The organism is Bifidobacterium sp. LH_413 (assembly GCF_056357015.1).
The window spans coordinates 600,150-625,269 of record NZ_JBKEVK010000001.1 but is presented as its reverse complement, the minus strand read 5'-3'; the positions used below and the strand labels follow the sequence as shown (position 1 = coordinate 625,269).

The 25,120-nt window shown below is 67.2% G+C and carries 21 protein-coding genes; 9 read left to right on the top strand and 12 right to left on the bottom strand.

Going from position 1 to position 25,120, the window contains the following annotated elements; translation table 11 throughout:
• Positions 1-15 precede the first annotated feature (15 nt).
• From AC1AYN_RS02360 to AC1AYN_RS02345, 4 genes are all read right to left on the bottom strand, one after another.
• Complete coding sequence (locus tag AC1AYN_RS02360) at positions 16-984, bottom strand: ABC transporter permease (protein ID WP_476531812.1); 969 nt, start codon at positions 982-984, stop codon at positions 16-18.
• 19 nt (positions 985-1,003) lie between these two features.
• Positions 1,004-1,930 carry an ABC transporter permease gene (locus AC1AYN_RS02355; protein ID WP_476501904.1) on the bottom strand — a complete coding sequence of 309 codons (927 nt, stop codon included), beginning with the start codon at positions 1,928-1,930 and terminating at the stop codon, positions 1,004-1,006.
• A gap of 242 nt (positions 1,931-2,172) precedes the next feature.
• Complete coding sequence (locus AC1AYN_RS02350; RefSeq protein ID WP_476531810.1) at positions 2,173-3,807, bottom strand: peptide ABC transporter substrate-binding protein; 1,635 nt, start codon at positions 3,805-3,807, stop codon at positions 2,173-2,175.
• Between the two features lie 264 nt (positions 3,808-4,071).
• Positions 4,072-5,187, bottom strand: coding sequence for a tyrosine recombinase XerC (locus tag AC1AYN_RS02345; protein ID WP_476531808.1), 1,116 nt, complete (start codon positions 5,185-5,187; stop codon positions 4,072-4,074).
• Positions 5,188-5,239: 52 nt separating this feature from the next.
• Here AC1AYN_RS02345 and AC1AYN_RS02340 point away from each other — a divergent pair, with 52 nt between their 5' ends.
• The 3 genes from AC1AYN_RS02340 (at position 5,240) to AC1AYN_RS02330 (ending at position 9,189) form a co-directional block, all read left to right on the top strand.
• The gene (locus AC1AYN_RS02340; protein ID WP_476531806.1) at positions 5,240-6,061 is read left to right on the top strand and encodes an ABC transporter ATP-binding protein; all 822 of its coding nucleotides are present in this window, start codon (positions 5,240-5,242) and stop codon (positions 6,059-6,061) included.
• Entirely contained in the window at positions 6,058-8,847 is a 2,790-nt protein-coding gene (locus AC1AYN_RS02335; protein WP_476531804.1) for an ABC transporter permease, read from the top strand. The genes AC1AYN_RS02340 and AC1AYN_RS02335 overlap by 4 nt, the downstream gene beginning before the upstream one ends.
• Before the next feature lie 90 nt (positions 8,848-8,937).
• Positions 8,938-9,189, top strand: a complete 252-nt coding sequence (locus tag AC1AYN_RS02330) for a DUF6725 family protein (protein ID WP_476501909.1) — start codon at positions 8,938-8,940, stop codon at positions 9,187-9,189.
• An 11-nt stretch (positions 9,190-9,200) separates the two neighbouring features.
• Here the strand turns inward: AC1AYN_RS02330 and AC1AYN_RS02325 are convergent, their stop codons facing one another.
• From AC1AYN_RS02325 to AC1AYN_RS02300, 6 genes are all read right to left on the bottom strand, one after another.
• Entirely contained in the window at positions 9,201-10,313 is a 1,113-nt protein-coding gene (locus AC1AYN_RS02325) for a prephenate dehydrogenase (protein ID WP_476531802.1), read from the bottom strand.
• Positions 10,307-11,332 carry a prephenate dehydratase gene (locus AC1AYN_RS02320; RefSeq protein ID WP_476531801.1) on the bottom strand — a complete coding sequence of 342 codons (1,026 nt, stop codon included), beginning with the start codon at positions 11,330-11,332 and terminating at the stop codon, positions 10,307-10,309. The genes AC1AYN_RS02325 and AC1AYN_RS02320 overlap by 7 nt, the downstream gene beginning before the upstream one ends.
• A 17-nt stretch (positions 11,333-11,349) precedes the next feature.
• Positions 11,350-11,805 carry an alcohol dehydrogenase gene (locus AC1AYN_RS02315; RefSeq protein ID WP_476531799.1) on the bottom strand — a complete coding sequence of 152 codons (456 nt, stop codon included), beginning with the start codon at positions 11,803-11,805 and terminating at the stop codon, positions 11,350-11,352.
• Positions 11,806-11,809: 4 nt separating this feature from the next.
• Positions 11,810-13,741 carry a translational GTPase TypA gene (gene typA, locus AC1AYN_RS02310; RefSeq protein ID WP_476501912.1) on the bottom strand — a complete coding sequence of 644 codons (1,932 nt, stop codon included), beginning with the start codon at positions 13,739-13,741 and terminating at the stop codon, positions 11,810-11,812.
• A 190-nt stretch (positions 13,742-13,931) separates the two neighbouring features.
• A complete protein-coding gene (gene asnB, locus AC1AYN_RS02305) occupies positions 13,932-15,821 on the bottom strand; it encodes an asparagine synthase (glutamine-hydrolyzing) (protein ID WP_476531797.1) in 1,890 nt (629 codons plus the stop codon).
• Positions 15,822-16,000: 179 nt separating this feature from the next.
• The gene (locus AC1AYN_RS02300; protein ID WP_476531795.1) at positions 16,001-16,987 is read right to left on the bottom strand and encodes a 4-hydroxy-3-methylbut-2-enyl diphosphate reductase; all 987 of its coding nucleotides are present in this window, start codon (positions 16,985-16,987) and stop codon (positions 16,001-16,003) included.
• Positions 16,988-17,220: 233 nt separating this feature from the next.
• On the opposite strand from AC1AYN_RS02300, the gene AC1AYN_RS02295 reads away from it, so the two are divergent.
• The gene (locus AC1AYN_RS02295; RefSeq protein ID WP_476531794.1) at positions 17,221-18,171 is read left to right on the top strand and encodes an aldose 1-epimerase family protein; all 951 of its coding nucleotides are present in this window, start codon (positions 17,221-17,223) and stop codon (positions 18,169-18,171) included.
• A gap of 127 nt (positions 18,172-18,298) precedes the next feature.
• The gene (locus tag AC1AYN_RS02290; RefSeq protein WP_003817083.1) at positions 18,299-18,373 is read left to right on the top strand and encodes a 50S ribosomal protein bL37; all 75 of its coding nucleotides are present in this window, start codon (positions 18,299-18,301) and stop codon (positions 18,371-18,373) included.
• Between the two features lie 209 nt (positions 18,374-18,582).
• Here AC1AYN_RS02290 and AC1AYN_RS02285 read toward each other — a convergent pair whose 3' ends face one another.
• On the bottom strand, positions 18,583-18,876 hold the full coding sequence (locus AC1AYN_RS02285; protein WP_476501916.1) for a hypothetical protein: 294 nt from the start codon (positions 18,874-18,876) through the stop codon (positions 18,583-18,585).
• Positions 18,873-19,556 (bottom strand): sigma-70 family RNA polymerase sigma factor, encoded by a 684-nt coding sequence (locus AC1AYN_RS02280; protein WP_476502032.1) that lies wholly within the window; start codon positions 19,554-19,556, stop codon positions 18,873-18,875. The genes AC1AYN_RS02285 and AC1AYN_RS02280 overlap by 4 nt, the downstream gene beginning before the upstream one ends.
• 251 nt (positions 19,557-19,807) lie before the next feature.
• On the opposite strand from AC1AYN_RS02280, the gene AC1AYN_RS02275 reads away from it, so the two are divergent.
• From AC1AYN_RS02275 to AC1AYN_RS02260, 4 genes are all read left to right on the top strand, one after another.
• Positions 19,808-21,370, top strand: coding sequence for a UDP-N-acetylmuramoyl-L-alanyl-D-glutamate--2,6-diaminopimelate ligase (locus AC1AYN_RS02275; RefSeq protein WP_476531792.1), 1,563 nt, complete (start codon positions 19,808-19,810; stop codon positions 21,368-21,370).
• Between the two features lie 138 nt (positions 21,371-21,508).
• Positions 21,509-23,098 (top strand): UDP-N-acetylmuramoyl-L-alanyl-D-glutamate--2,6-diaminopimelate ligase, encoded by a 1,590-nt coding sequence (locus AC1AYN_RS02270; RefSeq protein WP_476531790.1) that lies wholly within the window; start codon positions 21,509-21,511, stop codon positions 23,096-23,098.
• Positions 23,099-23,104: 6 nt separating this feature from the next.
• Complete coding sequence (locus AC1AYN_RS02265; RefSeq protein WP_476501919.1) at positions 23,105-24,349, top strand: carboxylate--amine ligase; 1,245 nt, start codon at positions 23,105-23,107, stop codon at positions 24,347-24,349.
• A complete protein-coding gene (locus AC1AYN_RS02260; protein ID WP_476531788.1) occupies positions 24,346-25,092 on the top strand; it encodes an aspartate/glutamate racemase family protein in 747 nt (248 codons plus the stop codon). Before AC1AYN_RS02265 ends, AC1AYN_RS02260 begins: the two co-directional genes overlap by 4 nt.
• The last annotated feature ends 28 nt before the right edge of the window (positions 25,093-25,120 follow it).

Sequence of the window (25,120 nt, the reverse complement as noted above, 5' to 3'; positions counted from 1 at the left end):
CTTCCTACCTCACACTCAGGCCGTGCGGCTCTTCGGATCGAGGGCGTCCTTGACGGCGTCGCCCATCATGATGAAGCTCAGCACGGTGATGGCCAGCGCCACGGACGGGTAGAACAGGACCATCGGGTTGGTCATCAGGTTGACCTGCGCCTGCGAGATGTCGCCGCCCCAGCTGACGGTCGTGGTCGGCAGGCCGACGCCGAGGAAGCTCAGCGTCGCCTCGGACACGATGTAGGAGCCGAGGGACGTGGTGCCGATGACGATGATCGGGGCGAGCGCGTTCGGGATGATGTGGTGGAACAGGTTCCTCATCGGCGTGGAGCCGAGCGCGGTGGACGCGGTGTTGAACTCGAGGTTCTTCGCCTCCATCACCGAACCGCGGGCGATACGCGCGGTGGACACCCAGCCGAACAGGGCGAGCACGAGCACGACCTTCCAGATGGAGGTGGAGGTGCGGAACATCTGCAGGACGACGATGGCGCCCAGCAGGAACGGGATCGAGTAGAAGATGTCGATGATGCGGCTCAGCAGCGCATCGACCCAGCCGCCGCAGAAGCCGGCGACCGCGCCGATGAGCGTGCCGATGGCCACGACGATGATCGTGGTCAGCAGGCCCACGGACAGCGAGGTGCGGGTGCCGTAGACGGTGCGGGCGAACACGTCGCAGCCCTGGAAGTCGTAGCCGAACGGGTGGCCGGCCTCGGCGGGCTCGAGCGAGTTGTCGAGGTTGCAGTAGTTCGGGTCGATCTTCGTGATGACGCCGGGGAACAGCGCCACGAAGACGATGCACACGATGAGCACGCCGGAGATGATGAACAGCGGGTTCTTGCGCAGCGTGCGCCACGCGTCGGCCCACATGCTCGTGGCGGGGGCGGATTCGTCGACCTTGTCGACGGCCTGCAGCGGGGTCTCGTCGAGCGGGGCGACGTAGCGCTCCTGGCCGGGCAGCGTCTCGTAGACGGCGGGTTTGGTTTCGTCGGTCATGATGTCCTTTCCTCCCTCGTCACTCGTAGCGGATGCGCGGGTCGAGCGCCGCGTACAGCAGGTCGACGATCAGGTTGCAGATCACGAACACGAGCAGCAGCAGCGTGACAATGGAGACGACGAGGTTGCCTTCGCCCTTGAGGATGCTCTGGTAGGTGAGGAAGCCGACGCCGTGGATGTTGAAGATCTGCTCGGTGATCATGGCGCCGCCCATGAGCGCGCCGAGATCCTGGCCGAGGTAGGTGACGACGGGGATGAGCGAGTTGCGCAGCACGTGGCGGACCATCACTGACTTGTTCGACATGCCCTTGGCGCGCGCGGTGCGCACATAGTCGAGGGCGATGTTCGACGAGACCTCGGAACGGGTGAGTCGGATGATGTACGCCATCGAGACCGATCCCAGCACCATCGCCGGGAAGAGCAGCTCGGTGAACGTCGGGTTGGCACTGGCCGTGACGGGGATGAGGCTCCACTGCACGCCGAGGAAGTACTGGCCGGCGAAGCCGGTGACGAACGTCGGCACGGAGATGAGCAGCAGGGAGACGATCAGGATGACCGAGTCGTACCACTTGCCCTTCTTCAGGCCGGAGATGATGCCGAACACCACGCCGAAGACCGCTTCGAAGACGAACGCCATGACCGCCAGCTTGATGGTGACGGGGAACGCGCGCCCGATCTCGTCGATGACCGGCTGCCCAGCGAACGTGTTGCCGAAGTCCAGCGTGAACGCGTTCTTGAGGAACAGCAGGTACTGGATGATGAATGGCTTGTCGAGGTTGTATTCGGCGCGGATCTGGGCGGCGACCGCTTCGTTGACGGGCTTGTCGCCGAACATCGCCTTGACCGGATCACCCGGCAGCGCGAAGACGAGCGCATAGACCAGAAGCGTCGCACCGAGAACCACGGGGATCATCTGCAGGATACGGCGCAGAAGATATTTGCCCATCGGTTTCTCCTTGTTTCACGGACCGGTGCGTGACGCCGTTCGGATGCGCCTTTCGGGCGCGTCGAAGCCGCCCTGGCCGGTCGCTCAGTACCCCGTTAGTTTACCCTATGTGCCGACACGAATGTTTCACAATGATGAATCACAGGTGGACGGGATACGACGAAGGGGACGGAACCCGGATGGGTTCCGTCCCCCTTGTGGTCTCGATTCGAGAGAGGAATCGGATCAGGCGAGCGTCAGGCTCACTTGGTCAGCTCCTCGTAGACCGGCAGGTTCTGCCAGTTCATCTCGAAGCCCTTGACGCTGGTGCTCGCGACGCCGGTGGCGTTGGAGTAGTACAGCGGGATGGCCGGCAGGTCGTTGAGGAGGATCTCCTGCGACTGCTGGTAGATCTTGTTGGCGGCGTCGGTGGTCTTGGCGGCGTAGGCCTCGTCCATCAGCTTGTCGAACTCGGCGTTCTTGTAGTCGCCGTCGTTGGAGCCGTTGCCGTCCGCGGCGGCGGAGGCGTACAGCTGGAACAGGTAGTTCTCGGCGGACGGGTAGTCCGGCTGCCAGCCGGTACGGAAGGCGCCCTTGATCTGGCGGTTGGTGACCGCGTCACGGAACTCCTGGAAGGTCGGCATCGGGTTGGTGGCCGCGTCGATGCCCAGGTTGTTCTTCAGCTGGTTGACGATGGCGTCGTAGATCGGCTTGGCGCCGCCGTCGGCGTTGTAGGCGAAGGTCAGCTGGCCGTCGTACTTGGAGATGGCGTCGGCCTTGGCCCACAGCTCCTTGGCCTTGGTCGGGTTGAACTCGAGGTTGCTCTCGCCCTTGAGGCTGCTGGAGTAGCCCGGGGTGAGCGGGGAGGTGAAGTCCTTGGCCGGGGTGGCGACGCCGCCGAGGACCTTCTCGGTCAGCTGCTTGCGGTTGATGGCCATGGAGATGGCCTGGCGACGGAGCTGGCCCTCCTCGGTGTTGGTCTGGAAGTGCTCGAGGTTGGACGGGATGGTGAAGGTCTGGGAGACGGAGCCGGCCTTGTTGTAGGCCTGGACCTTCGGATCCTTCTGGAAGGTCTTGGTGGCGGAGGCCGGGACGGACTCCATCACGTCGAGGTTGCCAGCCTGGATGTCGGCGTAGGCGGCCTTGTCGTCGGTGTAGATCTTGAAGGTCACGCCGTCGTTCTTGGCCACGTCATTGCCCTTGTAGTCGGGGTTCTTGACGAGATCGATCTCCTTGTTGTGATCCCACTTGGAGAACTTGTACGGGCCGTTGCCGACCGGGGCCTCGCCGAAGGCCTTCGGATCCTTGTAGAAGGATTCCGGCAGCGGGGCGAACGCCAGGTAGCCGACCTTGATCGGGAAGGTGGCGTCCGGCTGGGACATGTCGACGGTGAAGGTGTGGTCGTCGACGACCTTGAGGCCGGAGAGCTGCTCGTCGCCCTTCAGGTTCTTGGCGTCCTGCAGCTCGTTGAAGCCCTTGATGGTGGAGAAGAAGGAGGAGCACTTCTGCGCGTTCTTCGCGTTGGCGGTGTAGCTCCAGGACTTGGTGAAGGACTCGGCGGTCACCGGGGTGCCGTCGGTGAACTTCCAGCCGTCCTTGAGCTTGATCGTGTACTGGGTGGCGTCGTCGTTCGGGGTGATGGACTCGGCCACTTCGTTGGAGGCGTTGCCCTTGGCGTCGAAGGAGACGAGGCGGGCGAACAGCAGGTCGCCCGGCTTGCCGCCGCCGGTCTCGTTGGTGTTGCCCGGGATCAGCGGGTTCTGCGGCTCGGAGGCGTACGAGGTGATGATGTTGTTCGAAGCGGTGCTGCTGCCGGCGTTGTTCGAAGAGCCGCAGCCGCCCAGCATGGTCGCGACGGCGCACACGGCCGCGGCGATCGCGAAGGCTTTCTTCTTCATATGGATTCTCCTGTTTCATCCGGGCGCGGGGGTTCCGCGCCCTGTCACGCGAAGGGGGCCGGTGGCCTCACGGCCAGCCAACCCCCTTGCTGATCGCGTCCCATTGTGCCGCAGAACGGAGACGTTGTGTTACCGAATTGCGAATATTCGGTGAAAGACCTTGGCGTTTCCTGCCGGTTCCGTCCCGGTTCTCCGGGAATCACGTCATCGTCGCCGCCGTTCCACATTCCGGACATCGTCGGCCGCGCCCGCGCCGCTCCCGGATCACGCGCGCGGGAACGCCTGCGCGTAGCGCGACTTCAGCTGTTCGATCGAGACGTGCGTGTAGCGCTGCGTCGTCTTGAGCGAGGAGTGGCCGAGCATCTCCTGCACCTCGCGCAGGTCCGCTCCCCCGTCGAGCAGGTGCGTGGCGGCCGAGTGGCGCAGCGCGTGCGGCGAGATGTCGGGCACGCCGGCGCGCCGCGACGCCTCGTGCACGACGCGGCGGACGATGCGCTGGTCGAGCCGCCCGCCGCGCGCGCCGAGGAACAGCGCGGCCGCGGCGTCCGCACGCGCGTCCCGCCCGGTGTCGCGACGTGCCGTTTCCGTTCGCCCGTCGCGAACGGAACGCCGTCCGTCGCCGCGCGCGCCATGCGCGTCGCGCGACGCGGCCGCCGCAAGGACGGGCGGCCGGCCGCGTCCGATCCACCATTCCAGCGCGCGCGACGCGGGCAGTCCGAACGGCACGACCCGCTGCTTGTTTCCCTTGCCGGTGACCCTGACGGTGCGGTTCGAGAAATCCACGTCCGTCAGGTCGAGTCCGACGAGTTCGGCCACGCGGATGCCGGTCGCGTACAACAGTTCGAGGATCGCCGCGTCGCGCAGACGCATCGCCTCGCCAAGGACTCCGTCATCGGCGGCGCCGCCGTCCCGCGTCACGTCGCCGGCCGCCGCACGCCCGTCGCCGCCGTCGTCTCCTGCGCCGCGGGGCACGCCGTGCGCCCGCTCCTCGACTTCGCCCATGAGCCGGGACGCCTGCGCTTCGGTGAGCACGGCGGGCAGGGTGCCGGGAATCTTCGGCGTCATCAGCATGGCGGCCGGATCGGTCGCGGTCACGTCATGCCCGTGCGCCCACGCGAAGAACCGGCGTACGGCGACGGTCTTGCGCGCCATGCTGGAGCGCGCGTGCGAGCGCGACTCGTGCGCCATCCACGCGCGCAGGTCGTCGGGCGTCACCTCGTTCAGATCCTCGACGCCGCGCAGTTCCAGGAGATGCAGGCACTCCCCCACGTCCGTCCCGTACGCCTTGAGCGTGTTCGCGCTCAGCCCGCGGTTCGCCCCGAGATACGCGAGGAATTCCCGCAACCGGTCGTCGAAGCGCATGCCGATCCTTTCCTCCATGCCGTTCTCCGATAGACTATAACCGTTCGCGATAGTGGGAAATGGGGCGGCGATGGCACGACATGCGGCACGACGGAACGGGAATCGGAACGACGTCGGACGACGCGACGACGGGGAGGTCGTGGCGCGGGCCATCGACCTGACGAAGACGTACGGCGACGCGGACGCGCGCGTCACCGCCCTCGACCATGTGGACGTCGCGTTCACGCGCGGCGAGATGACCGCGATCATGGGGCCGTCCGGCTCGGGCAAGTCCACGCTCATGCACATGATGGCCGGGCTCGACACACCCACCTCGGGTCGCGTGCTGGTCGAAGGCCTCGAGGTCTCGTCGATGAGCCAGCGCCAGTTGACGAGACTCAGGCGCGACCAGATCGGCTTCATCTTCCAATCGTTCAACCTGGTGCCCACGCTCACCGCGGAGGAGAACATCCTCCTGCCGCTGCAGATCGCGAAACGGCCCATCGACCGCGCATGGTTCGACAAGGTCGTCGACGTGGTGGGTCTGCGCCCGCGCCTGAAGCACCGGCCGAGCCAGCTGTCCGGCGGCCAGCAGCAGCGCGTCGCCTGCGCGCGTGCGATCATGGCTCGACCTTCCGTGATCTTCGCGGACGAGCCGACCGGCAACCTCGACTCGCGGTCCAGCCGCGAGGTGCTCGGATTCCTCAAGGATTCGGTGCGCAAGTACGGGCAGACGATCGTCATGGTGACGCACGATCCGCGCGCCGCCTCCTACGCGGACCGCGTGCTCGTGCTCGCCGACGGGCGCATCACCCGCGACCTCAGGCACCCGACGTACGAGGAGATCCTCGCGCAGTTCGCCACCGAAGGCGACGAGGCGCGGGGACCGGAGGGGGACGAGGAGGCCGCATGATCCGGATCGGGCTGCGTGACGCGCGGGCGCATCTGCCGCGGTTCGTCATGTCGATCATCGCGATCGCGTTGGGCGTCTCGTTCGTGGTCGGTTCGTTCGCGTTCCGCGCGATGATGAACGACCAGGTCGACCAGATGCTCGGCTCGAACACCGACGCCGACGTGTACGTGCGCGGCGTCAAGGAGAAGAAGGACGACGCCGCGACGACGGGGACAGGCTCGGACTTGTCCTCGTCGTTGAAGACGTACAACGACATCGACGTGTCGCTCGCCGACGACATCGCCAAGGTGAAAGGCGTCGAGTCAGCGGGCGTCACGTATTCCGTGTCCGGTTCGCTCGTGCTCGTCGCCAAGGACGGCAACGCGGTCTCCACGATGGGTTCGCCGACGATGGGCATCGGCCTGGAGCGGGGCACCTGGCGGTCCGCGCATCTGGCCAAGGGCCGTTGGGCGAAGAACCGGCACGAGATCGCCCTGCACGCGTTCGCCGCCGAGACCGCGGGGCTCGCGGTGGGCGACACGACGAAGCTCGTCTACCCGTCCGGACCGGAGGACGTGAAGGTGGTCGGCGTCTTCGATACCGACGTCTCGCAGGCGGGCGCGATCATCATCGGCCTCGCCCCTTCGGTCGCGCGCGACCTTCAGCAGGAGCAGACCGGCGAAATCGGCGTCACCCAGGTCATCGGCGTGTATGGTTCCGCCGACGGCGGCGTTCCCCTCGACGACGCGCAGCAGCGGGAGCTCGCCGAACGCATCGACGACGCGCTGCCGAAGGACGCGAAGGCCACGGCGATCACCGGCGACCAGCTGCGCGACGAATACTCGCGGTCCATCAAGGACCAGTTGGGCTTCATCCAGCCGCTGATTCTCATCTTCGGCGTCATCGCCCTGTTCGTCGGCTCGTTCATCATCGCGAACACGTTCTCGATGATCGTGCGCGAATCGATGCGTGGCTACGCGCTGCTGCGTTCGGTGGGTGCCTCCCCCGCGCAGGTGTTCTCCACGGTGATCGTGCAGGCGCTGCTGCTCGGCCTGATTGGTTCGGGCGCGGGCATCGCGCTCGGCTGGGGCATGGTGCGCCTCATCGTGTTCGGACTCGCGCAGGCGGGCACACCGATGACCGGCGCCGCCGATCCGGGCCCGACGGACATGCTCGTCGGCCTCGTCGTCGGCCTCGCGGTCACGCTGGTCGGCGCGGCGCTGCCGGCGCGCAGGGCGGCGACCGCGCCGCCCATCCAGGCGATGAACGAGACCGTGAACCCGGAGAAGCCGGTGCTGCCGCGCGGCGTCGCCGGAACCGTGATGATCGCGTTCGGCGCCCTGTGCTGGGTCTTCTGCCATCGGATCGCAGCGGCGGGCGACGGAGGAGAGCCGACGCCGGTCGCGTTCCTCAACGATCTGGCGTCGCGGTTGGGCGTCGGATGGCCGCTCGGCGCGGGCGCGGCGCTCATCGTCGTCGGCGTGATCGTGCTCGCGCCGGCGCTGGTCGGCCCGGCCGGCGTCGTGCTCGGCTGGGTCCCCGCGCATGTGTTCCCGGTGACGGGACGTCTCGCCGCGCGCAATCTGACGCGGCAGAAACGGCGCACGGCGAACACGGCGGCCGCCCTGTTCGTCGGCGTCGCGATCGTCAGCTGCCTCGGCGTGGTCGCCTCGTCGGCGAAGGCATCGGTCGCCGGCATCGTCGACACGGGGCTCAAATCCGATTTCACCGCGATGAGCGCGTCCTCCGGTCGCATCCCCGATGAGGCGGTCACGGCGATCAGGAAGACCAAGGGCGTCGCCTCCGTGTCGCAGAGCCGCATGCTCATGGGCGTCACCTACGGTTCCGGCGACGACGCGGCGCAGGCGATGACGTTCGCCGAACAGCCGTCCCTGTTCTCGAAGGTGTTCGCGCCCGTCGCGAACTCCGGCGACGCGGACCGGGCGCTCAGGTCCGGCGAACTCGTCGTGGGGCTGTCCGTCGCGCAGGACAACGGCTGGAAGGTCGGCGACACGGTGCAGGTCAACGGCCGGCGCGTCGTCGTCGACGAGGAGGCGACCGCGAAGGCGCAGGCCGACTATCAGGCGAAGCTCATGGCCGGGCAGGCGCAGCCGGTCGACCCGTCGACGCTGGTGCGCACGACCACCGAGACCACGCATGTGAAGATGAAGGTCGGCGCGGTCATCGAGAACTCCGTCTACCGGTCGATGGTGCTGATGAACGACAAGCGCGCGGAGCAGATCAACAACGAGAACACGATGTTCACGATCATGCTGTTCATCAACGCGGCTCCGCACGCGGACACGGCCGCGGTGAAGAAGCGTCTCGTCAAGGCGGTCAAACCGTTCTACGTCATCACCGTGCAGGACCGCGACGAGTTCAAGTCGACGATGTCGACGATGGTCGACCAGATTCTCATCATCCTGTACGCGCTGCTCGCCCTGTCGATCGTCATCGCCGTGTTCGGCATCGTGAACACGCTCGCCCTGAGCGTGTCGGAACGCACGCGCGAGATCGGCCTGCTGCGCGCGATCGGCACGTCGCGCGGGCAGGTGCGCGGCATGCTCGCGATCGAGGCGTCGCTGATCGCCGTGCTCGGCACGCTGCTCGGCGTCGTGACGGGCGTCGCGGCGGGCGCGGTGATCCGCGAGGTGTACGCGTCAAACGGATTGGAACGGCTGTCGGTCCCCTGGGGGCAATTGGGCGCGTTCCTCGCCGCGTCGATCCTCGTGGGCGTCGTGGCCGCATTGCCGCCGGCGCGACGCGCGCTGAAGGTGCCGGTGCTCGACGCCGTGGCGACGGACTGAACGGAGGAATCGGGGAGTACAGTGGCAGATACCGGACATCGACGTCCGGAACGGACCATGCAACGGATCATTTCGGGGAAAGGACGAATCATGGCATTGCCGAGGCAGATACCGTCGGGCGCACGCGTCGTCGTGCGCGTCATCGAGGGCGTGGACCCGGCCGACGGACGCACCAAGTTCCGCGACTACGTGGGCCACGTGCTCGGCTGGGACGGGCGCACGCTCGAACTGTCGCGCGACGCGGCCGCGAACGGCTCGCGCCCGCAACAGCACGTGACGATCGACGCGGACACGATCGCCACGCTGAAACCGGTGCCGGAGCGGCCGCGGACGAGGCCGTAGGGAAACTCCGGTCAGACGGCGGAGCGGATTTCGACGCGGACGGCGTCGGGGCCGTCGAAGGCGATGATGTGCTCGCCGCGACGGGCGGAGGCGAGCAGTTCGCCGCGCCAGTCGCCGGCCGGGTCGATATGCAGCTCGACCGTCTCATATGGCTCCCACTCCCCCGCCTGCCGCGCGGCGATGGCGCGCTGGGCGGCCTTGTAGTCGCGGAACGGCTGGCCTTCGGCGAAGAAGCCGAGCATGTCGGTCTGGGCCTGCGCGCCGACGGCGATGTCGCGGGCGTCCTGTTCGCCGTGCAGCAGGTTCGCGACCTTGAGCAGCCGGGAGGCCACGTCGCGCAGCAGCCGTTCGACGTTCTCGGCGTCCTCCTCGACCATGGCGCGCGTGCGGTCCGGGTCGGTCAGGGCGACGCGCGTCATGTCGCGCCAGCTGCCCGCGGCGAGCGCGGCCGCGATGTTGCGGTCGGGGCTGGCGACGAGCGTGTTGATCATCGCGGTGGCGACGACGTGCGGCATGTGGCTGATAAGCGCGGCCGCCTTGTCGTGCGTGTCGTCGTCGAGGACGATCACGCGGTCGCCGACGCCGGCGGTGATGAGCCGGGCGACGTCGAGGAACCGCCGGTAGTCGGTCGTCTCGTCGACGGTGATGGCCCACAGGGCGTCGTCGTAGAGGTGCGGGTCGGCGGCCGCCCAGCCGGACAGCTCGTTGCCGGCCATCGGATGCGCGCCCACGTAGCGGTCACCGAGCCTGGCGGCCTTCACCTGGTCGCGCACCATGCCTTTGACGCTGCCCACGTCGGTGAGCGTCACGTCGAGGCCGGGGGTGCCGTCGATCAGAGGCTTGAGCACGGCGAGGATGGCGGGCATCGCCTTCAACGGGTTGCACAGGATGATCGTCGAGGGCCGCGCGGCGACGAGCGCGTCAAGCGTCGGCGCGCAGCGAATGCCGGCCTTCTCGGCCTCGGCGTACGGGTGGGGGCGGTGGTTCCATGCGACGACGTCGATGCCGCGGGAGACGAGCCTGCGGGCGAGCGAGCCGCCGATCAGTCCGAGCCCGATGATGCCGACCGGCCCGGCGGATGCGGGCGTGCGATGTCCGGCGGTCGTGGCGGTCGTGTCTACCACAGCAGTTCCCTCCTCGTGGTCTTGTCCTGTTCCCAGTCGTCGCTGATGCGCGTCGCGTCGAGATGCACGCCGCCCTGCGGCAGCCTCCACGCCTCGACGGGCGGGTTGGAGCGTTCGCGCCGCGGGTAGACGGCGAGCGTCTTCAGCCAGATGCCGTGCGCGGCGAGCGTCGCGAGCACGTCGCGGAAGCGCGGCTCCCACGGCGCGGCGTCGAGCGTGTCGATGAAGCTGTACGTGCCGTCGTCGCCTTTGATGGGACGGGACATGAAGCTGGTCATGTTGAGCCCCGCGTCGCGCAGGATGTCGAGCACGTTGGCGACGACGCCGGGGCCGGTGACGAGCGGGATGAACGTGATGATCGTCTCGAAGTCGGTTTCGCGCGCGCGTGCGCGGTCGTTCGACGCGCGCACGTCGTCGCGCCTGCCGAGGACGAGGAAGTCGGTGTGCGCGCCTGCGAAGTCCTGCACGCGCGCGGCGAGCGTGTCGAGTCCGTAGAGTTCGCCGCAGATGCGCGGCCCGAGCGCGACGCCGCCCGGCTGAAGGTCGCGGCAGGCGGCCGCGTTCGACGACGCGGGTGTGGGCGTGAGATGGTGGTCGGCGATGAACCGCTTGCACTGGGCGAGGCCGTGCGGGTGCGCGGAGACGGGAATCGCGGTGGAACCAGCGCCGTCGGAGGTTTCCCCGGCGTCGCGCGCGGCGAGAGGATTGTCGCCGCGTCGTGTGAACGCGTCGAACGCGACGTCGACGCGCACGCGCGCGAGGCCGGCGACGTCGGTCGCGTCGATGAGCGCGTCGAGGTTCGGCACGACGTAGCCTTCGACGTTGTTCTCCCAGGCGATGACGCCCAGGCCGCGGCCCGAGCGGACGGCCTCCATGATGGCGGGGACGTCGGGCAGGGGGACGAGGTCGAAGCCCGTCTCCCCCGTCGTCTCATCCGCGAGCTGCACGGCGGCCTCCATGGCCGCCTGATGCGTGAACGTGCCTTCTGGCCCGAGATAGAACAGGGTTTCGCGTGTCATAGGACACCACTGTACCGTCACTTGCCGTTCGGGGCGGGGATGCGGAACCATGATGCGGGCGGGACCAGCATGGCGACCTGCACGAGGATCACGCCGTACAGCCAGATGTAGCCGGCGTGCTGGCTGAAGAACGTGGTCGGCGTGCTGAATCCGGCGACGACGAGCGCGTCGCCTCCCGGGCCGGGGACGAGGGCGAGGCCCCAGGCGACGGCCGAGGAGACGATGAGATGCAGGGCGAGGCCGGTCACGCCCTGGCGCGCGCGGGCGCAGTATGTCGACAGGGCGATGATGAGGAACGCGAGCAGAAGCCCGTAGGGGACGTTCGAGGCCGCGCCCATGCGGTGCGCGAGCGTGCCGACGAACGCGGCGCCCGCGCCCGCGAGCAACGTGACGACGGTCCGGCCCAGAGGACCGAACCGGTGCGACCACGGCCGCCCGTCGGAGCCGGCCGTGGTCTTCGCGCGCTCCGTCACTTCGTCACTTGCCCTGCTGGGCGGCGTTCTGGCGACGCTGCTTGGCGCGCCACTTGTACCAGTCCTCGCGGCCGAGGATGATCTTGCGCACGCGGATGGACTCCGGGGTGACCTCGACGCACTCGTCCTCGTTCGCGAAGTCGAGGGACTCCTCGAGGCTCATCTTGATCGGCGGGGTGAGGGTCTCGAGCACGTCGGCGGTGGAGGAGCGCATGTTGGTCATGTGCTTGGCGAGCGTGATGTTCACGTCCAGCTCGTCGGGCTTGTTGTTGACGCCCACGACCTGGCCCTCGTACACCGGGGACTGCGGCTCGACGAAGAAGTTGCCGCGCGCCTGGAGACGCTGCATGGCGTACGGGGTGGCGACGCCCTTGCGGTCGGAGACCATCGAGCCGTTCTGGCGGATGGTGATCTGGCCAGCCCACGGCGCGTAGCCGGCGGAGATGGAGGAGGAGATGCCGGTGCCGCGCGTGGCGGAGAGCAGCGCGGTGCGGAAGCCGATGAGGCCGCGGGACGGCACGGTGAACTGCAGACGCACCCAGCCGGAGCCGTGGTTGGTCATGCCGTCCATGCGGCCCTTGCGGTCGGCCATGAGCTGGGTGACGGTGCCCATGTACTCCTCGGGCACGTCGATGGTGGTGTTCTCCATCGGCTCGTTGATCACGCCGTCGATCTTCTTGGTGACGACCTGCGGGCGGCCGACGGTCAGCTCGTAGCCTTCGCGGCGCATCTGCTCGGCGAGCACGGCCAGCGCAAGTTCGCCGCGGCCCTGCACCTCCCAGGCGTCCGGACGGTCGGTGGGCAGCACCTTGATGGACACGTTGCCGATGAGCTCGCGGTCGAGGCGGTCCTTGATCATGCGGGCGGTGAGCTTGTGGTCCTTGCCCTCGGTGCCGGCCAGCGGGGAGTCGTTGACGCCGAAGGTCATGGAGATGGCCGGGTCGTCGACGTGGATGAGCGGCAGCGGCTTCGGGTCGTTCGGGTCGACGATGGTCTCGCCGATCATGATGTCGTTGACGCCGGCAACGGCGACGATGTCGCCGGGGCCCGCGGACTCGACGGGCTGGCGCTCGAGGCCCTGCGTGCGCAGCAGCTCGGCGACGCGGAAGTTCTCGATGGAGCCGTCGACGCGGCTCAGGCCGTAGGTCTTACCCTTCTCGAGCGTGCCGTTGTAGATGCGCACGAGGCCGAGACGGCCGAGGAAGTCGGAGGAGTCGATGTTGGCGACGTGGGCCTGCAGCGGCGCGCCCTCCTCGTACTCCGGGGCGGGGATGTTGGAGATGATGGCCTCGAACAGCGGCTCGAGGTTGTCGTTGTCCGGCAGCCCGCCGTTCTCCGGCTGGTTGGCGGAGGCGTAGCCGGCCTTGGCGGCGCAGTAGATGACCGGCATCTCGAGCAGCTGATCGAGATCGAGGTCGATGCCCTCGTGCTGCACGTCGTCGGCCAGGCCGAGCAGCAGGTCGGAGGTCTCGCCGACGACCTCCTCGATGCGGGCGTCCGGACGGTCGACCTTGTTCACGCACAGGATGACCGGCAGCTTCGCCTCGAGCGCCTTGCGCAGCACGAAGCGGGTCTGCGGCAGCGGGCCCTCGGAGGCGTCGACGAGCAGGACGACGCCGTCGACCATGGAGATGCCGCGCTCGACCTCGCCGCCGAAGTCGGCGTGGCCGGGGGTGTCGATGATGTTGAGGGTGATGCCCTCCGGGTGGCCGTACTTGGCGGCCAGCGGGCCGGTGTACTCGACGGCCGTGTTCTTCGCGAGGATGGTGATGCCCTTCTCGCGTTCCAGATCGTTGGAGTCCATCACGCGATCCGGAACTTCCTCGCGCTCGTTGAACACGTGGGACTGCTGGAGCATCGCGTTCACCAGCGTGGTCTTGCCGTGGTCGACGTGAGCCACAATCGCCACATTACGGATATCACCGCGAACCGCCATCGAAACCTCTCTTGATTGATTCTGTTTGTTCTTGTCGCGTAACCGCGCGGCGCGGGGCCTGTCCCGCGCGCCGCCCTCCCGACAATATGGACAGCATGGATTGGTCCAACCTGTGTGTGCACACAAACCGCACTGATGATAGCCGGAAGGCTTGACCGCGGTCGCGGTCAAGCCTTCCGATGAACGGCGCTCAGTCGCCCAGGTCGAGCACGGCCGGCTTGGAGCCGTCGTGCACGAAGTACACGTCGTACCAGGTGAGGAACGTGTAGATGGTCCAGATGCGGCGGCGGTCGTCGGTCTTGCCGGCGTAGTTGTCGTCGAGCATCTTGAGGATCGCGTCCTGGTCGAAGAACTCGTTCACGTAGTCGCGTTCGAACACGGAGCGCACCAGCTTGTAGTACTTCTCCTCGCGCAGCCACTTCTTGATCGGCACGGGGAAGCCGAGCTTCTCGCGACTCTTCCACTCCTCGGGCAGGTGGCGGCCGGCGGCCTGGCGGAACGCGTACTTGGTGTTCTCGTCGTTGATGAGCCACTTGGTGGGCACCTGTTCGGCGACGCCCATGAGCACCTTGTCGAGCAGCGGCACGCGCAGCTCGAGCGAATGGGCCATGGTGAGCTTGTCCGCCTTGAGGAGGATGTCGCCGGGCATCCACTGGTGCATGTCGAGGTACTGCTTCTTCTTGAGCTCGCTCAGCCCCTTGCCCTCGATGCGGGCATAGGTCTTGTCGACGATGCTCTGCACGCTGGGCGCCTTGCGGTACGCGGGCTTCAGGATGCGGTCGGACTCGGACTCCTCGAACACGCGGGCCTGGCCGATGAAGCTCTCCTCGGCGGGCGCAAGGTTCGCGTACAGGTGCCATGCGCCGTGGAAGGTCTTGCCCTTGCACCAGCGGGCGATGGCGTGACGGGCGCCGGCGGGCAGGTGGGTGAGCCAGCGGGTGACGACCTTGATGACCTTCGACTTCGTGTGCACGCCGTAGTCGATGTAGCCGCCGAACAGCTCGTCGGCGCCCTCTCCGGAGAGCACGACCTTGACGTCGTGCGCGGCGAGCTTCGAGAGGAAGAACAGCGGCACGCAGCTCGGGTTGGAGTCGGGCTCGTCGAGATGCCATTGGATCTGCGGGAAAGCGCTGAACGCCTCCTCGTCGGTCAGGGCCTCGGCCGTGTTGTTGAGCTTGAGGATCCCGGCGAGTTCGCCGGCCTGCTGGCTCTCGTTGTAGGTGCCCTTGCCGAAGCCGATCGAATACGTGTGCTGCGGTCGGGCCACGGCGGCCACATAGCTGGAATCCACGCCGGAGGAGAGGAACGAGCCGACCTCCACGTCGGCGATCTGGTGGGCCTTGACGGATCCCATGACCGTGTCGTCGATGGTGTCGACGAGATGATCGAGGGTCACGTCCGACTCGCGGAAGCGCTCGTCGTAGTAGCGGTGGATGTCCATCTTCCCATCGCGGTACGTGAAGTAGTGGCCTTCGGGCAGCTTGAACACGCCCTTGAAGAAGGTCTCGGCGAACGGCGGGTACTGGAAGGTCATGTACGGCTTCAGCGCCTCGCGGTTGAGCTCCTTGACGAAGTCGGGGTGCTGCAGCAGGCTCTTGATTTCGGAGGCGTACATGAACGTGCCGTTCATCTTCGCGTAGTAGAAGGGCTTGATGCCGAAGTGGTCGCGCGCGCCGAACAGCTCCTTCCTGGTCTTGTCCCAGATCACGAAGGTGAACATGCCGCGGATCTTCTGCAGCAGCTCGACGCCCCACTCCTCGTAGCCGTGCAGCAGCACCTCGGTGTCGGATTCGGTGGTGAACGTGTGTCCGGCCTCGATGAGCTGGGCGCGCAGCGGTTGGTAGTTGTAGATCTCGCCGTTGAACGTGATGACGAGGTTGCCGTCCTCGTTGTAGATGGGCTGCTGGCCGCCGCCGAGGTCGATGATGCTCAGGCGCCGGTGGCCGAGCGCCACGTGCTCGTCCACGTACTTGCCTTCCGAATCGGGTCCGCGGTGGGCGATGATATCGGTCATCCGCTTGATGACCGGGCACTTGACGTCGATCGGGTCGTCGTTGACGAATCCGGCGATTCCGCACATAAGGTATTCCATCTCCTCGGGGTTGATTTCGACTGCCAATACCCTACCAACGCGATGTGACGGTCCTGTGCATCGCCGCCGGCGCGGTCATCGCCTGCGAAGTTACCGGCGGCGAAGCTCCGACGACTGAGCCGTATAGCGGAAAGCCCGGTGAGCTTTCCGTAGGCGAAGTGAGCGGTTTACCGCGAAGGCTGCCTGCGGAGTTCCGCAGGCAGCACGAAGTGCATGGTCTCCTTGGTGGTCTCCACCGATTCGACGTCCGTGTAGCCGAGTTCCCGCAGCGCGGTGATCACGCCGTCCACGTACTCCTCGGGCACGGACGCGCCGGAGGAGACGCCGACCGCCTCGACGCCCTCGAACCATGCGGGGTCGAGGTCGCCGGCGTCGTCGACCCGGTGGGCGCGGCCGCGCTCCCCCAGCCCCTCCTGTGCGACCTCGACGAGGCGCACGGAGTTCGACGAGTTCGCCGACCCCACGATCACGACGCATCCGGAGCGTTCGGCGACGAGCTTGACGGCGGCCTGGCGGTTGGAGGTCGCATAGCAGATGTCCGAGCTGGGCGGCATCTCGATCCACGGGAAGCGGGCCTTCAGCGCGGCGATCGTGCCGGCCGTCTCGTCGACGCTCAGCGTGGTCTGGCTCAGGAGCACGAGCTTCGTATCCGGCGTGAAGTCCAGCCCCTCGACGTCGCGCTCGTGCTCGATCAGATGCACGTGCTCCGGGGCCTCCCCCACGACGCCGACCGCCTCGTCGTGGCCCTTGTGACCGATGTAGACGATCTCGTAGCCGGAACGCGCGAACCGCAGCACCTCGCGGTGCACCTTGGCGACGAGCGGGCAGGTGGCGTCCACCACGTTGAGCCCGCGCGCCTTCGCCTCCGCCTTGACGGCGGGCGACACGCCGTGCGCGGAGAACACGACCGGCACGCCAGCGGCGGCGGCCTCGTCGGGGATCTCGTCCAGCTCCTCGACGAACACCGCGCCCTGCGAGGCGAGATCCTCGACCACATGCTTGTTGTGCACGATCTGCCGGCGCACGTACACGGGCGGCAGATCGCCGTCCGGCGCGCCGTGCGAACCCTTGAGGATCGTGCGCACGGTGAGGATCGCCCGGTCCACGCCGGCGCAGAATCCGCGCGGATCGGCCAATACGATGCGTTTCGCCATGGGAATCAGGGACCTTTCTCGACTGTCGCGGGGCATCGGCGCGTCCGGCGCCGCCCTCCCTACTGGATGCACTCTACCGCACCGCGGGGCACCGCGACCGGCCGCGCCGCGCGCGATTCGCCGGCGACATGCGCGGCGCGGCGTGAAAATGGGGCTAGACTGGACGTGTTAGCGATAACGCAAGTTGTCGCGTACACTACAACAACCTCTATATTCACTCTGGAGTGAGATATATGGCCAAGAACCTTCCCCCGCGCACGGGACAGCAGTACACGATCACCCACGGCGACTACAAGGCCGTCATCACCGAACTGGGCGCGACGATGCGCGAAGTCACCTACAAGGGCAGGAACGTGATCGTCCCGCTCGGCCCGGACGACCCGGTCACCTGCTGCCACGGCCAGCTGCTCGTGCCGTTCCCGAACCGCATCGAAGCCGGCGTCTACACCTTCGAGGGCAAGACGTACGCGCTGCCGATCGACGAGCACGACAAGAACACCGCCATCCACGGCTACGGCTACCGCTCCTTCTGGAAGCTCGAATCCCTCACCGAGAGCTCCGTCACCCAGTCGTGGCGCGTGCCGTTCCTGCTCGGCTACCCGTTCGACGTGACCGTCACCGCGACGCACGAGCTCACCGACGACGGCCTGAAGATCACCGTCGAGGCCACCAACAACGGCGACGTGGACGCCCCGTGGGCGCTCGCCATCCACCCGTGGCTCGACAACGGCTTCAACGGCTACGGCGACGAGATCGACGGCCACAACGCGCAGTGCACGCTCACCGTGCCCGCCCGCACGCACGTCACCGTCGACGAGAACCTCATCCCGACCGGCACCGAGCCGGTGGACGGCACGAAGTACGACTTCCGCGAGCCGCGCCTGCTCACCGAGCAGCCGTACGACGACGCGTGGACGGACGTCGAGCACGCCGCCGACGGCACCGCGACCGCCACGTTCCACCGTCCGGACGGCCTGACCGTCCACGTGGGCGGCGACGAGACGGTCACCTCGTTCCAGGTGTGCACCGGCACCGGCTTCCCGGCGTTCAAGCACCCGGCGGGCACCGCCGTCGAACCGCAGACCGCCTACGCGAACGCGTTCAACACCGGCAAGGACCTCATCGTGATCAAGCCGGGCGAGTCCAGCGTGACGAAGCTGTTCATCAAGGCCGAGATCGACTGACGCCCCTTTCCACGGCACGTGCCGCGAACCGCCTGACGGGCATCGCCCGAAACGCGGTTTGCGGCGCGTCCGCGCTCTGTGGCATAATGCCGAAGGCTTATTTATCTTTCCAGTAAAGGAGTCCATCATGGGCATGCGCGGACGTAAGCGCAAGGATCGTCGTAAGAAGGCCGCCAACCACGGCAAGCGCCCCAACGCCTGATTCTTGTCTGTTCAAGACGCGGAAAACCCGCCTGAGCCTCGCGCCCAGGCGGGTTTTCTCATGTCCCCGGCTCCCTCTGATGTCCGAGTCCTCGGCTCCCTCTGATGTCCGAGTCCTCGGCTCCCTCTGACGAGGGAGCTGTCGGCGAAGCCGACTGAGGGAGAGACATCACAAACGAGGTGCCACATGTCCCCGTGCGAGACACCCGCTTACTGCTCGCCGCAACAGTGGTCGAGGCACGTCTTCAGCCGCGCCTTGAGACATTCGGGCGCCGATTCGGGCCGCAGATAGGCGCGCAGCGCGGCGATCATCGCCTGCTCGCGCTCGGAGCAGCAGGTCGACGGGTCGAAGCACTCCCCCATGCCGGACGCGGCGACGTCCGGGGAGTCCGCGCCGACGACGCGCGTCTCAGCGATATGCACCTCGGTGCGGCTGACCGTCCCGTCCGCGTTCACGCGGGTGATGGAGACGCTGCTGACCTGCTCCACGGATCGCTCGTTCATCGCGTCCCCTTTCCCTTGCCGTCGGTTCCATTATCGCCGGAAACACCCGAGCCGGCACGGCCGCGCCCCGACTTCGCCGAGGGTGAACCGGAGGCGGAGGACGGCTTCGCCGGCAGCTGCGAGCCGTACCCGCGCTCGCGCGCATAGGAGGCGAGCTCGTGCTTGAGCTGGGTGCGCGCGCGGTTGAGCCGGCTCATCACCGTGCCGATGGCGACGCCCTGCTCCTCGGCGACCTGCCGGTACGATTTGCCGTCGATCGCCGTGTCGATGAACACCTGCCGGCGTTCGGGCGACAGTTTCGCCAACGCCTGCATGATCTCCTCGGGCGCGAACGCGTCCAGATACTCGTCCTCCGCGGATTTGAGCCCGTCCGAGGAATGCTCGGACGCCTCGTACAGGTCCCAGTCGTCGTATTCGCCGCTCGTGTCGTTCGCCCGCTGCGGACGGCGCTTCGCCTTCGCATACTGGTTGAAGTAGGCGTTGCGTTCGATGGTGGTCATCCACGCCTCGAAGTTCGTTCCCGGGGTGAACGAGTCGAACGCCTTGAATCCCTTCTCGAAGGTGTCCTGCACGAGATCCTGCGCATCGTCCGGATCGTTGGTCAGGCGCATCGCCCGCCGGTACAGTGCGTCGAGCGCGGGCATGGCGAGCTTCTCGAAGCGCGCGCGGCGCTCCGCCATCGTCTCTTTCGTCTCGCTGGTCACGGTTGCCCATTGTAATCGCCGTCCACGGGATATCGTCGGCATCCTGCGACGGGAATCCAAGACACCTCCCAGCGAACGTCGAGATTCGTCGCCCACAGTGGAGCCGTCCGGACGGGAATCCCGCGGGAACGGCCCGTACACGACCGAGCACACGACCGGACGCACGACGACATACGACCGATACGAACGGGCGGGCCCGGGGCCCGCCGCGAAAGGAAGCGACACCGATGGCCCTGACCCTGAACTCCGCCGCGGCACTGCTCGAACGCCACCACCTGTTGCGCGAGGTGATCCACGGCGGACATTGGTCAAGGACGGCCACGGCGCTGCCCCACGCCGACGAGCCGTTCGCCTCGATCACCTACGACACCCGCGAGGTCGCCCCCGGCGCGATGCTCGTGTGCAAGGGGCGCTTCCGCCCCGAATTCCTCGACGGCTGCGACGATCGCGGTCTCGCCGCCTACATCGCCGAGACAGACATGTCCGCCCACACCGCCGCGCCCGGACTGATCGTCGACGACGCGCGCAAGGCGCTGAGCCTGCTCGCCGCCGAGTTCTACGGACGCCCGCAGGACGAACTCACCCTAATCGGCATCACCGGCACCAAGGGCAAGACCACCACCGCCTATTTCACGCAGGCCGTGCTCAACGCGCGTTCCGGAGGCCGCTGCGCCCTGTTCTCCTCGGTGGACAACTGCCTCGACGGGCGCACCTACGTCGAATCGGATCTGACGACGCCCGAATCGCTCGACGCGTTCCGCATGATGCGCGAGGCGGCCGACAACGGCATGAGGTACCTCGTCATGGAGGTCAGCTCGCAGGCGTACAAGGTGAACCGCGTCTACGGACTCACCTTCGACGTCGGCGCGTTCCTCAACATCTCCCCCGACCACATCAGCCCGATCGAACACCCCACGGCCGAGGACTACCTCCGCTGCAAGCGCCTCATCGTGGACAACAGCCGCGCTCTCGTGCTCAACGCACGGGCCGACCACGCCGACCTGCTGCGCGAGGACGCGGCCGCCGCCGGCGTGCCCGTGACCGACTTCGCACTGCTGGACTCCGCGCCGACCGATGGCGACGCGCCGGCCGACGCCATCGGCTGGCCCACGGACGACGGCCACGACGCCTACGCGATGCGTCTCGACGGGCGCGACCTCGGCGGATACCGGCTGGACCTCGCCGGCGATTTCAACTACGAGAACGCGCTGGCCGCCGTGGCCATCGCCCATGCCGCCGGCGTGACGGCCGACGAGGCGGGCGCGCTGCACGCGATGGAGACGACGCGCGTGTCCGGGCGCATGGAGCGCTTCCGCGACGAGGCGAGCGACACCGACGTCATCGTCGACTACGCGCACAACCACGTCTCCGTCAAGGCGCTGCTCGACTTCGTCGACGCACGCTACGCAGGCCGCGATCCCGTCGTCACGCTGGTGGCCGGAGCCGCGGGCGACAAGGCGCTCGACCGCCGCCGGGAGATCGTCGAGGCGGCGCAGGACCGCATCGCCCGCTTCGTGTTCACCGCGGAGGACACCGACACCGAACCCTACGAGGACATCTGCCGCGACATGCGCTCCCACGTGACGAACCCGCATGTCGCCACCGCCACGATCATCGACCGCGTCGCCGCCATCGCCGACGCGCTGGACGAGGCCCGCGCGCATCCGGAACGCACGGACGTGGTGCTCGTCATCGGCAAGGGCGACGAACGCTGGATCAAGGACCGCAACAGGCACGTGCCGTACGAGGGCGACGACCGGGTGGTCGAACGGCTGCTGGCGTCGCGGTGAGACGCCGGCGGGCACGGCCGTCCCGCGCCCGCCGTGCCCGTCCCCCAAGGCCATCGCACGGCGGGCGGCGGTGGAGTAGTATCGTGCCGTGACGCCGGGGAGACCCGCGTCACCGCACGATACTAGGGAGAGAACCATATGCCCACCACGACTTCGCCGTTGAGTCTCGCCGCCGCGGCCAAGCTGCTGGATAACCATCATCTGCTTCGTGAGATCGTCACGGGCGAGTGTTGGACGATGGACGCCTCGACGCTGCCCGGCGCCGACGATCCGATCCCGTCCATCACCTACGACACCCGCGAGGTGACGGACGGCACGCTGCTGTTCGTCAAGGGACGGTTCAAACCCGAGTTCCTCGACGGCATCGACGGGCGCGGTCTCGGCGCCTACGTGGCCGAGACCCCCTACACGGACCGCACGAAGGCGCCGGGCCTCATCGTCGAGGACGTGCACAAGGCGATGAGCCTGCTCTCCGCCGAATTCTACGGACGCCCGCAGGACGCGCTCACCCTGATCGGCATCACCGGCACCAAGGGCAAGACCACCACCGACTACTTCACGCACGCGATCCTCAACGAGTACTCGCACGGCCACGCGGCGATGATGAGCTCGCTCACCTGCTGCCTCGACGGGCATACGTGGACGCCGTCCAAGCTCACGACGCCCGAATCGCTCGACGCGTTCCGCATGATGCGCGAGGCCGCCGACGCCGGCATGGAGTACATGGTGATGGAAGTCAGCTCCCAGGCGTACAAGGTGAACCGCGTCTACGGACTCACCTTCGACGTCGGCGCCTTCCTCAACATCTCCCCCGACCACATCAGCCCGATCGAACACCCCACGTTCGAGGACTACCTCTACTGCAAGCGCCGCATCATCGCGAACTCGCGCACGCTCGTGCTCGGCGCCGACTGCGACCACGCCGACCTGCTGCGCGAGGACGCGCGACGCGCCGGCGTGACGGTCACGACGTTCGCGCTCGACGACCCGGCGACCGGACACACGACGCCCGCCGACGTGACGATCGCCGTGGACCCGTCGCGCAAGACCGGCATCCGCGTGACGAGCGGCGGCGCGACCGTCACGCTCGAGCTCGACATGCTCGGCGAATTCAACTTCCTCAACGCGGGCACCGCGATGACGCTGGCGATGAAGGCCGGCGTGCCGTTCGACGACCCGGCGATGCGCGCCGTCGAACGCGTGCAGGTGCCGGGACGCATGGAACGCTTCACCGAAGGCGAGAACCTGCACGTGTACGTGGACTACGCGCACAACTACATCTCCACCAAGTCGGTCGTCGATGAGGTGCTGCGCGTGTACGGCGAACGGGACCCGCGCATCACGCTCGTCGCCGGATCGACCGGCGGCAAGGCCATCGACCGCCGCGAGGGCATCGTCAAGGGCGCGCTGGGACGCGCCAAGTCGTTCATCCTTACCACCGACGATCCGAACTTCGAGGACCCGCGCGCGATCGCCGAGGAGATGGCCTCCCACGTGACCGACCCGGACGCGACGGCGAAGGTGATCGTCGACCGCGAACAGGCGATCGGGACGGCCATCGACGAGGCCCGCGCCGACGCGCGTGAGCACGGGAGGCTCAACATCGTGCTCGTCATCGGCAAGGGCCATGAGACGCGCAACATCATCGACGGCAGGCCGGTGGCGTGGCCGGGCGACGCGAACGTCGTGCGGCGCGCGCTCGAACGGCATGCGCAGGGAGTAAGGTGAGCAACCATGACCCGATTCCAACCGATTCTGCTTGGCAGCGACATCAACGTGTACGGCATGGCCCGCGCGTTCCACGAGGAGTACGGCATCGTCTCCGACGCGTACGCGTACTTCCAGCTGAGCCCCACCAAGTTCAGCAAGATCGTCAACGTGCACATCGTGCCCGACTTCGACAACTTCGTGACGTTCCGCGACTTCATGCTCGACCTCGGTCGTCGCATGAAGGCCGAGGACCCAGACCGCGCGCTGCTGCTCATCCCCTGCGGCGACGTGTACGCGAACCTGCTGAGCCAGTGCGGCGACGACCTGAGGAAGTACTTCGTCTACAACACGCTCGACATCCGCCTGTCGCGCGAGCTCGCCTACAAGGCCACGTTCTACAAGCTGTGCGAGAAGTACGACCTGCCGCATCCGAAGACGAAGACCGTGACCGCCGAGGACGTGAGGCTCGGCGCGTACAAGGACCTGCCGTTCTCCTACCCGGTGGCCATGAAGCCCGCCAACTCGGTCGAATGGCTCGACATCGACTTCGAGGGCCGCCGCAAGGCGTACATCTTCGAGCGCCCCGAGGAGCTGGACGTGATGATCCGCCGCGCCTACGACGCCGGCTACAAGTCCGAGATGATCATCCAGGACTTCATCCCCGGCGACGACTCGCGCATGCGCGTGCTCAACGCCTACGTGGACCACCACCACCGCGTGCGCATGATGTTCCTCGGCCACCCGCTGCTCGAGGACCCCTCCCCCGTGGCCGCCGGCAACTACGCGGCCATCATCCCGGACTTCAACCAGGGCGTGTTCGACCGCATCAAGGCGTTCCTGGAGAGCATCGGCTACGAGGGCGTCGCGAACTTCGACATGAAGTACGACGAGCGCGACGGCGAGTACAAGCTGTTCGAGATTAACCTGCGCCAGGGCCGCTCCAGCTACTTCGTCACGCTCAACGGCTTCAACCTGGCGAAGTACTTCGTCGACGACCTCGTCGAGGACACGCCGTTCGACGGGAACACCGTGTTCGGCCGCGGCTCGAAGCTGTGGCTGGAGATCCCGCGTTCGATCTTCACCGACTACGTCGCCGAAGGCGAGGACAAGGCGCGCGGCATGGCGATGATGAAGGCCGGCGACTGGGGCACCACGCTCGAGTACTCGAAGGACATGAACCCGCTGCGCTGGCTGATGATCCGCCACATGTTCTCAATCTACAAGAAGAGCTACGCCAAGTACTTCCGACAGAAGGGCGCATTGAAGTGAGAAGACCGTTCTTCGCCGTGCTGGGAGGCATGGGATCGCTGGCCACGGAAAGCTACGTGCGTCTCGTCAACGAGGGCACGCACGCGCATTGCGACCAGGAGTACCTCGACTACGTCGTGTTCAACGACGCCGCCGTGCCGGACCGCACCGCGTTCATCACCGGCCAGTCTGACGACGACCCGTTCCCGGTGATCGCCGACGACATCGAGAAGGCGACCGCGATGGGCGCGAGCTTCATCGTGCTCACCTGCAACACGGCGCACTATTTCTACGACCATTTCCAGGCGCTCACCCCCGTGCCGATCCTGCACATGCCGCGCGGGGCGGTCGCGCGCCTCGCCGAACTGTACCCACATGCGCCTTCGGGCACGTGCGAGCGCGTCGGCTTCCTCGGCACGCTCGGCTCGCGCGCCGCGGGCGTGTACCGTCAGGCCGTCGAGGAGGCGGGCTACGAGTTCGTCGAACCGGACGACGCGCTGCAGGACCGCATCACGTCGCTCATCTACGACGACGTGAAGGGCGACGGCGGATTGAACCTGGAACGCTACGAGTCGGTACTGCGCGACATGCTCGACCCGTCCGGACCGGTGCGCGCCGACGCGCTGATCCTCGGTTGCACCGAGCTGAGCGTGCTGAACGAGGCGTTCCCGATGCCCCAGCTGCCGCTCGTGGACGCGCAGGCCGTGCTCGTGGACGATACGATCGTCCGCGCCAAGGCGTTGCGCGAGTCACGCAAGGCGTGAGCCGATCGGTTCTTCCGGCTCTTCCGGC

Bases quoted from the DNA above. Each gene is read 5' to 3' on its own strand.
- AC1AYN_RS02360 (WP_476531812.1), bottom strand. From the start codon at position 984: ATGACCGACGAAACCAAACCCGCCGTCTACGAGACGCTGCCCGGCCAG.
- AC1AYN_RS02355 (WP_476501904.1), bottom strand. From the start codon at position 1,930: ATGGGCAAATATCTTCTGCGCCGTATCCTGCAGATGATCCCCGTGGTT.
- AC1AYN_RS02350 (WP_476531810.1), bottom strand. From the start codon at position 3,807: ATGAAGAAGAAAGCCTTCGCGATCGCCGCGGCCGTGTGCGCCGTCGCG.
- AC1AYN_RS02345 (WP_476531808.1), bottom strand. From the start codon at position 5,187: ATGGAGGAAAGGATCGGCATGCGCTTCGACGACCGGTTGCGGGAATTC.
- AC1AYN_RS02340 (WP_476531806.1), top strand. From the start codon at position 5,240: ATGGCACGACATGCGGCACGACGGAACGGGAATCGGAACGACGTCGGA.
- AC1AYN_RS02335 (WP_476531804.1), top strand. From the start codon at position 6,058: ATGATCCGGATCGGGCTGCGTGACGCGCGGGCGCATCTGCCGCGGTTC.
- AC1AYN_RS02330 (WP_476501909.1), top strand. From the start codon at position 8,938: ATGGCATTGCCGAGGCAGATACCGTCGGGCGCACGCGTCGTCGTGCGC.
- AC1AYN_RS02320 (WP_476531801.1), bottom strand. From the start codon at position 11,332: ATGACACGCGAAACCCTGTTCTATCTCGGGCCAGAAGGCACGTTCACG.
- typA (WP_476501912.1), bottom strand. From the start codon at position 13,741: ATGGCGGTTCGCGGTGATATCCGTAATGTGGCGATTGTGGCTCACGTC.
- asnB (WP_476531797.1), bottom strand. From the start codon at position 15,821: ATGTGCGGAATCGCCGGATTCGTCAACGACGACCCGATCGACGTCAAG.
- AC1AYN_RS02300 (WP_476531795.1), bottom strand. From the start codon at position 16,987: ATGGCGAAACGCATCGTATTGGCCGATCCGCGCGGATTCTGCGCCGGC.
- AC1AYN_RS02295 (WP_476531794.1), top strand. From the start codon at position 17,221: ATGGCCAAGAACCTTCCCCCGCGCACGGGACAGCAGTACACGATCACC.
- AC1AYN_RS02285 (WP_476501916.1), bottom strand. From the start codon at position 18,876: ATGAACGAGCGATCCGTGGAGCAGGTCAGCAGCGTCTCCATCACCCGC.
- AC1AYN_RS02280 (WP_476502032.1), bottom strand. From the start codon at position 19,556: ATGGCGGAGCGCCGCGCGCGCTTCGAGAAGCTCGCCATGCCCGCGCTC.
- AC1AYN_RS02275 (WP_476531792.1), top strand. From the start codon at position 19,808: ATGGCCCTGACCCTGAACTCCGCCGCGGCACTGCTCGAACGCCACCAC.
- AC1AYN_RS02270 (WP_476531790.1), top strand. From the start codon at position 21,509: ATGCCCACCACGACTTCGCCGTTGAGTCTCGCCGCCGCGGCCAAGCTG.
- AC1AYN_RS02265 (WP_476501919.1), top strand. From the start codon at position 23,105: ATGACCCGATTCCAACCGATTCTGCTTGGCAGCGACATCAACGTGTAC.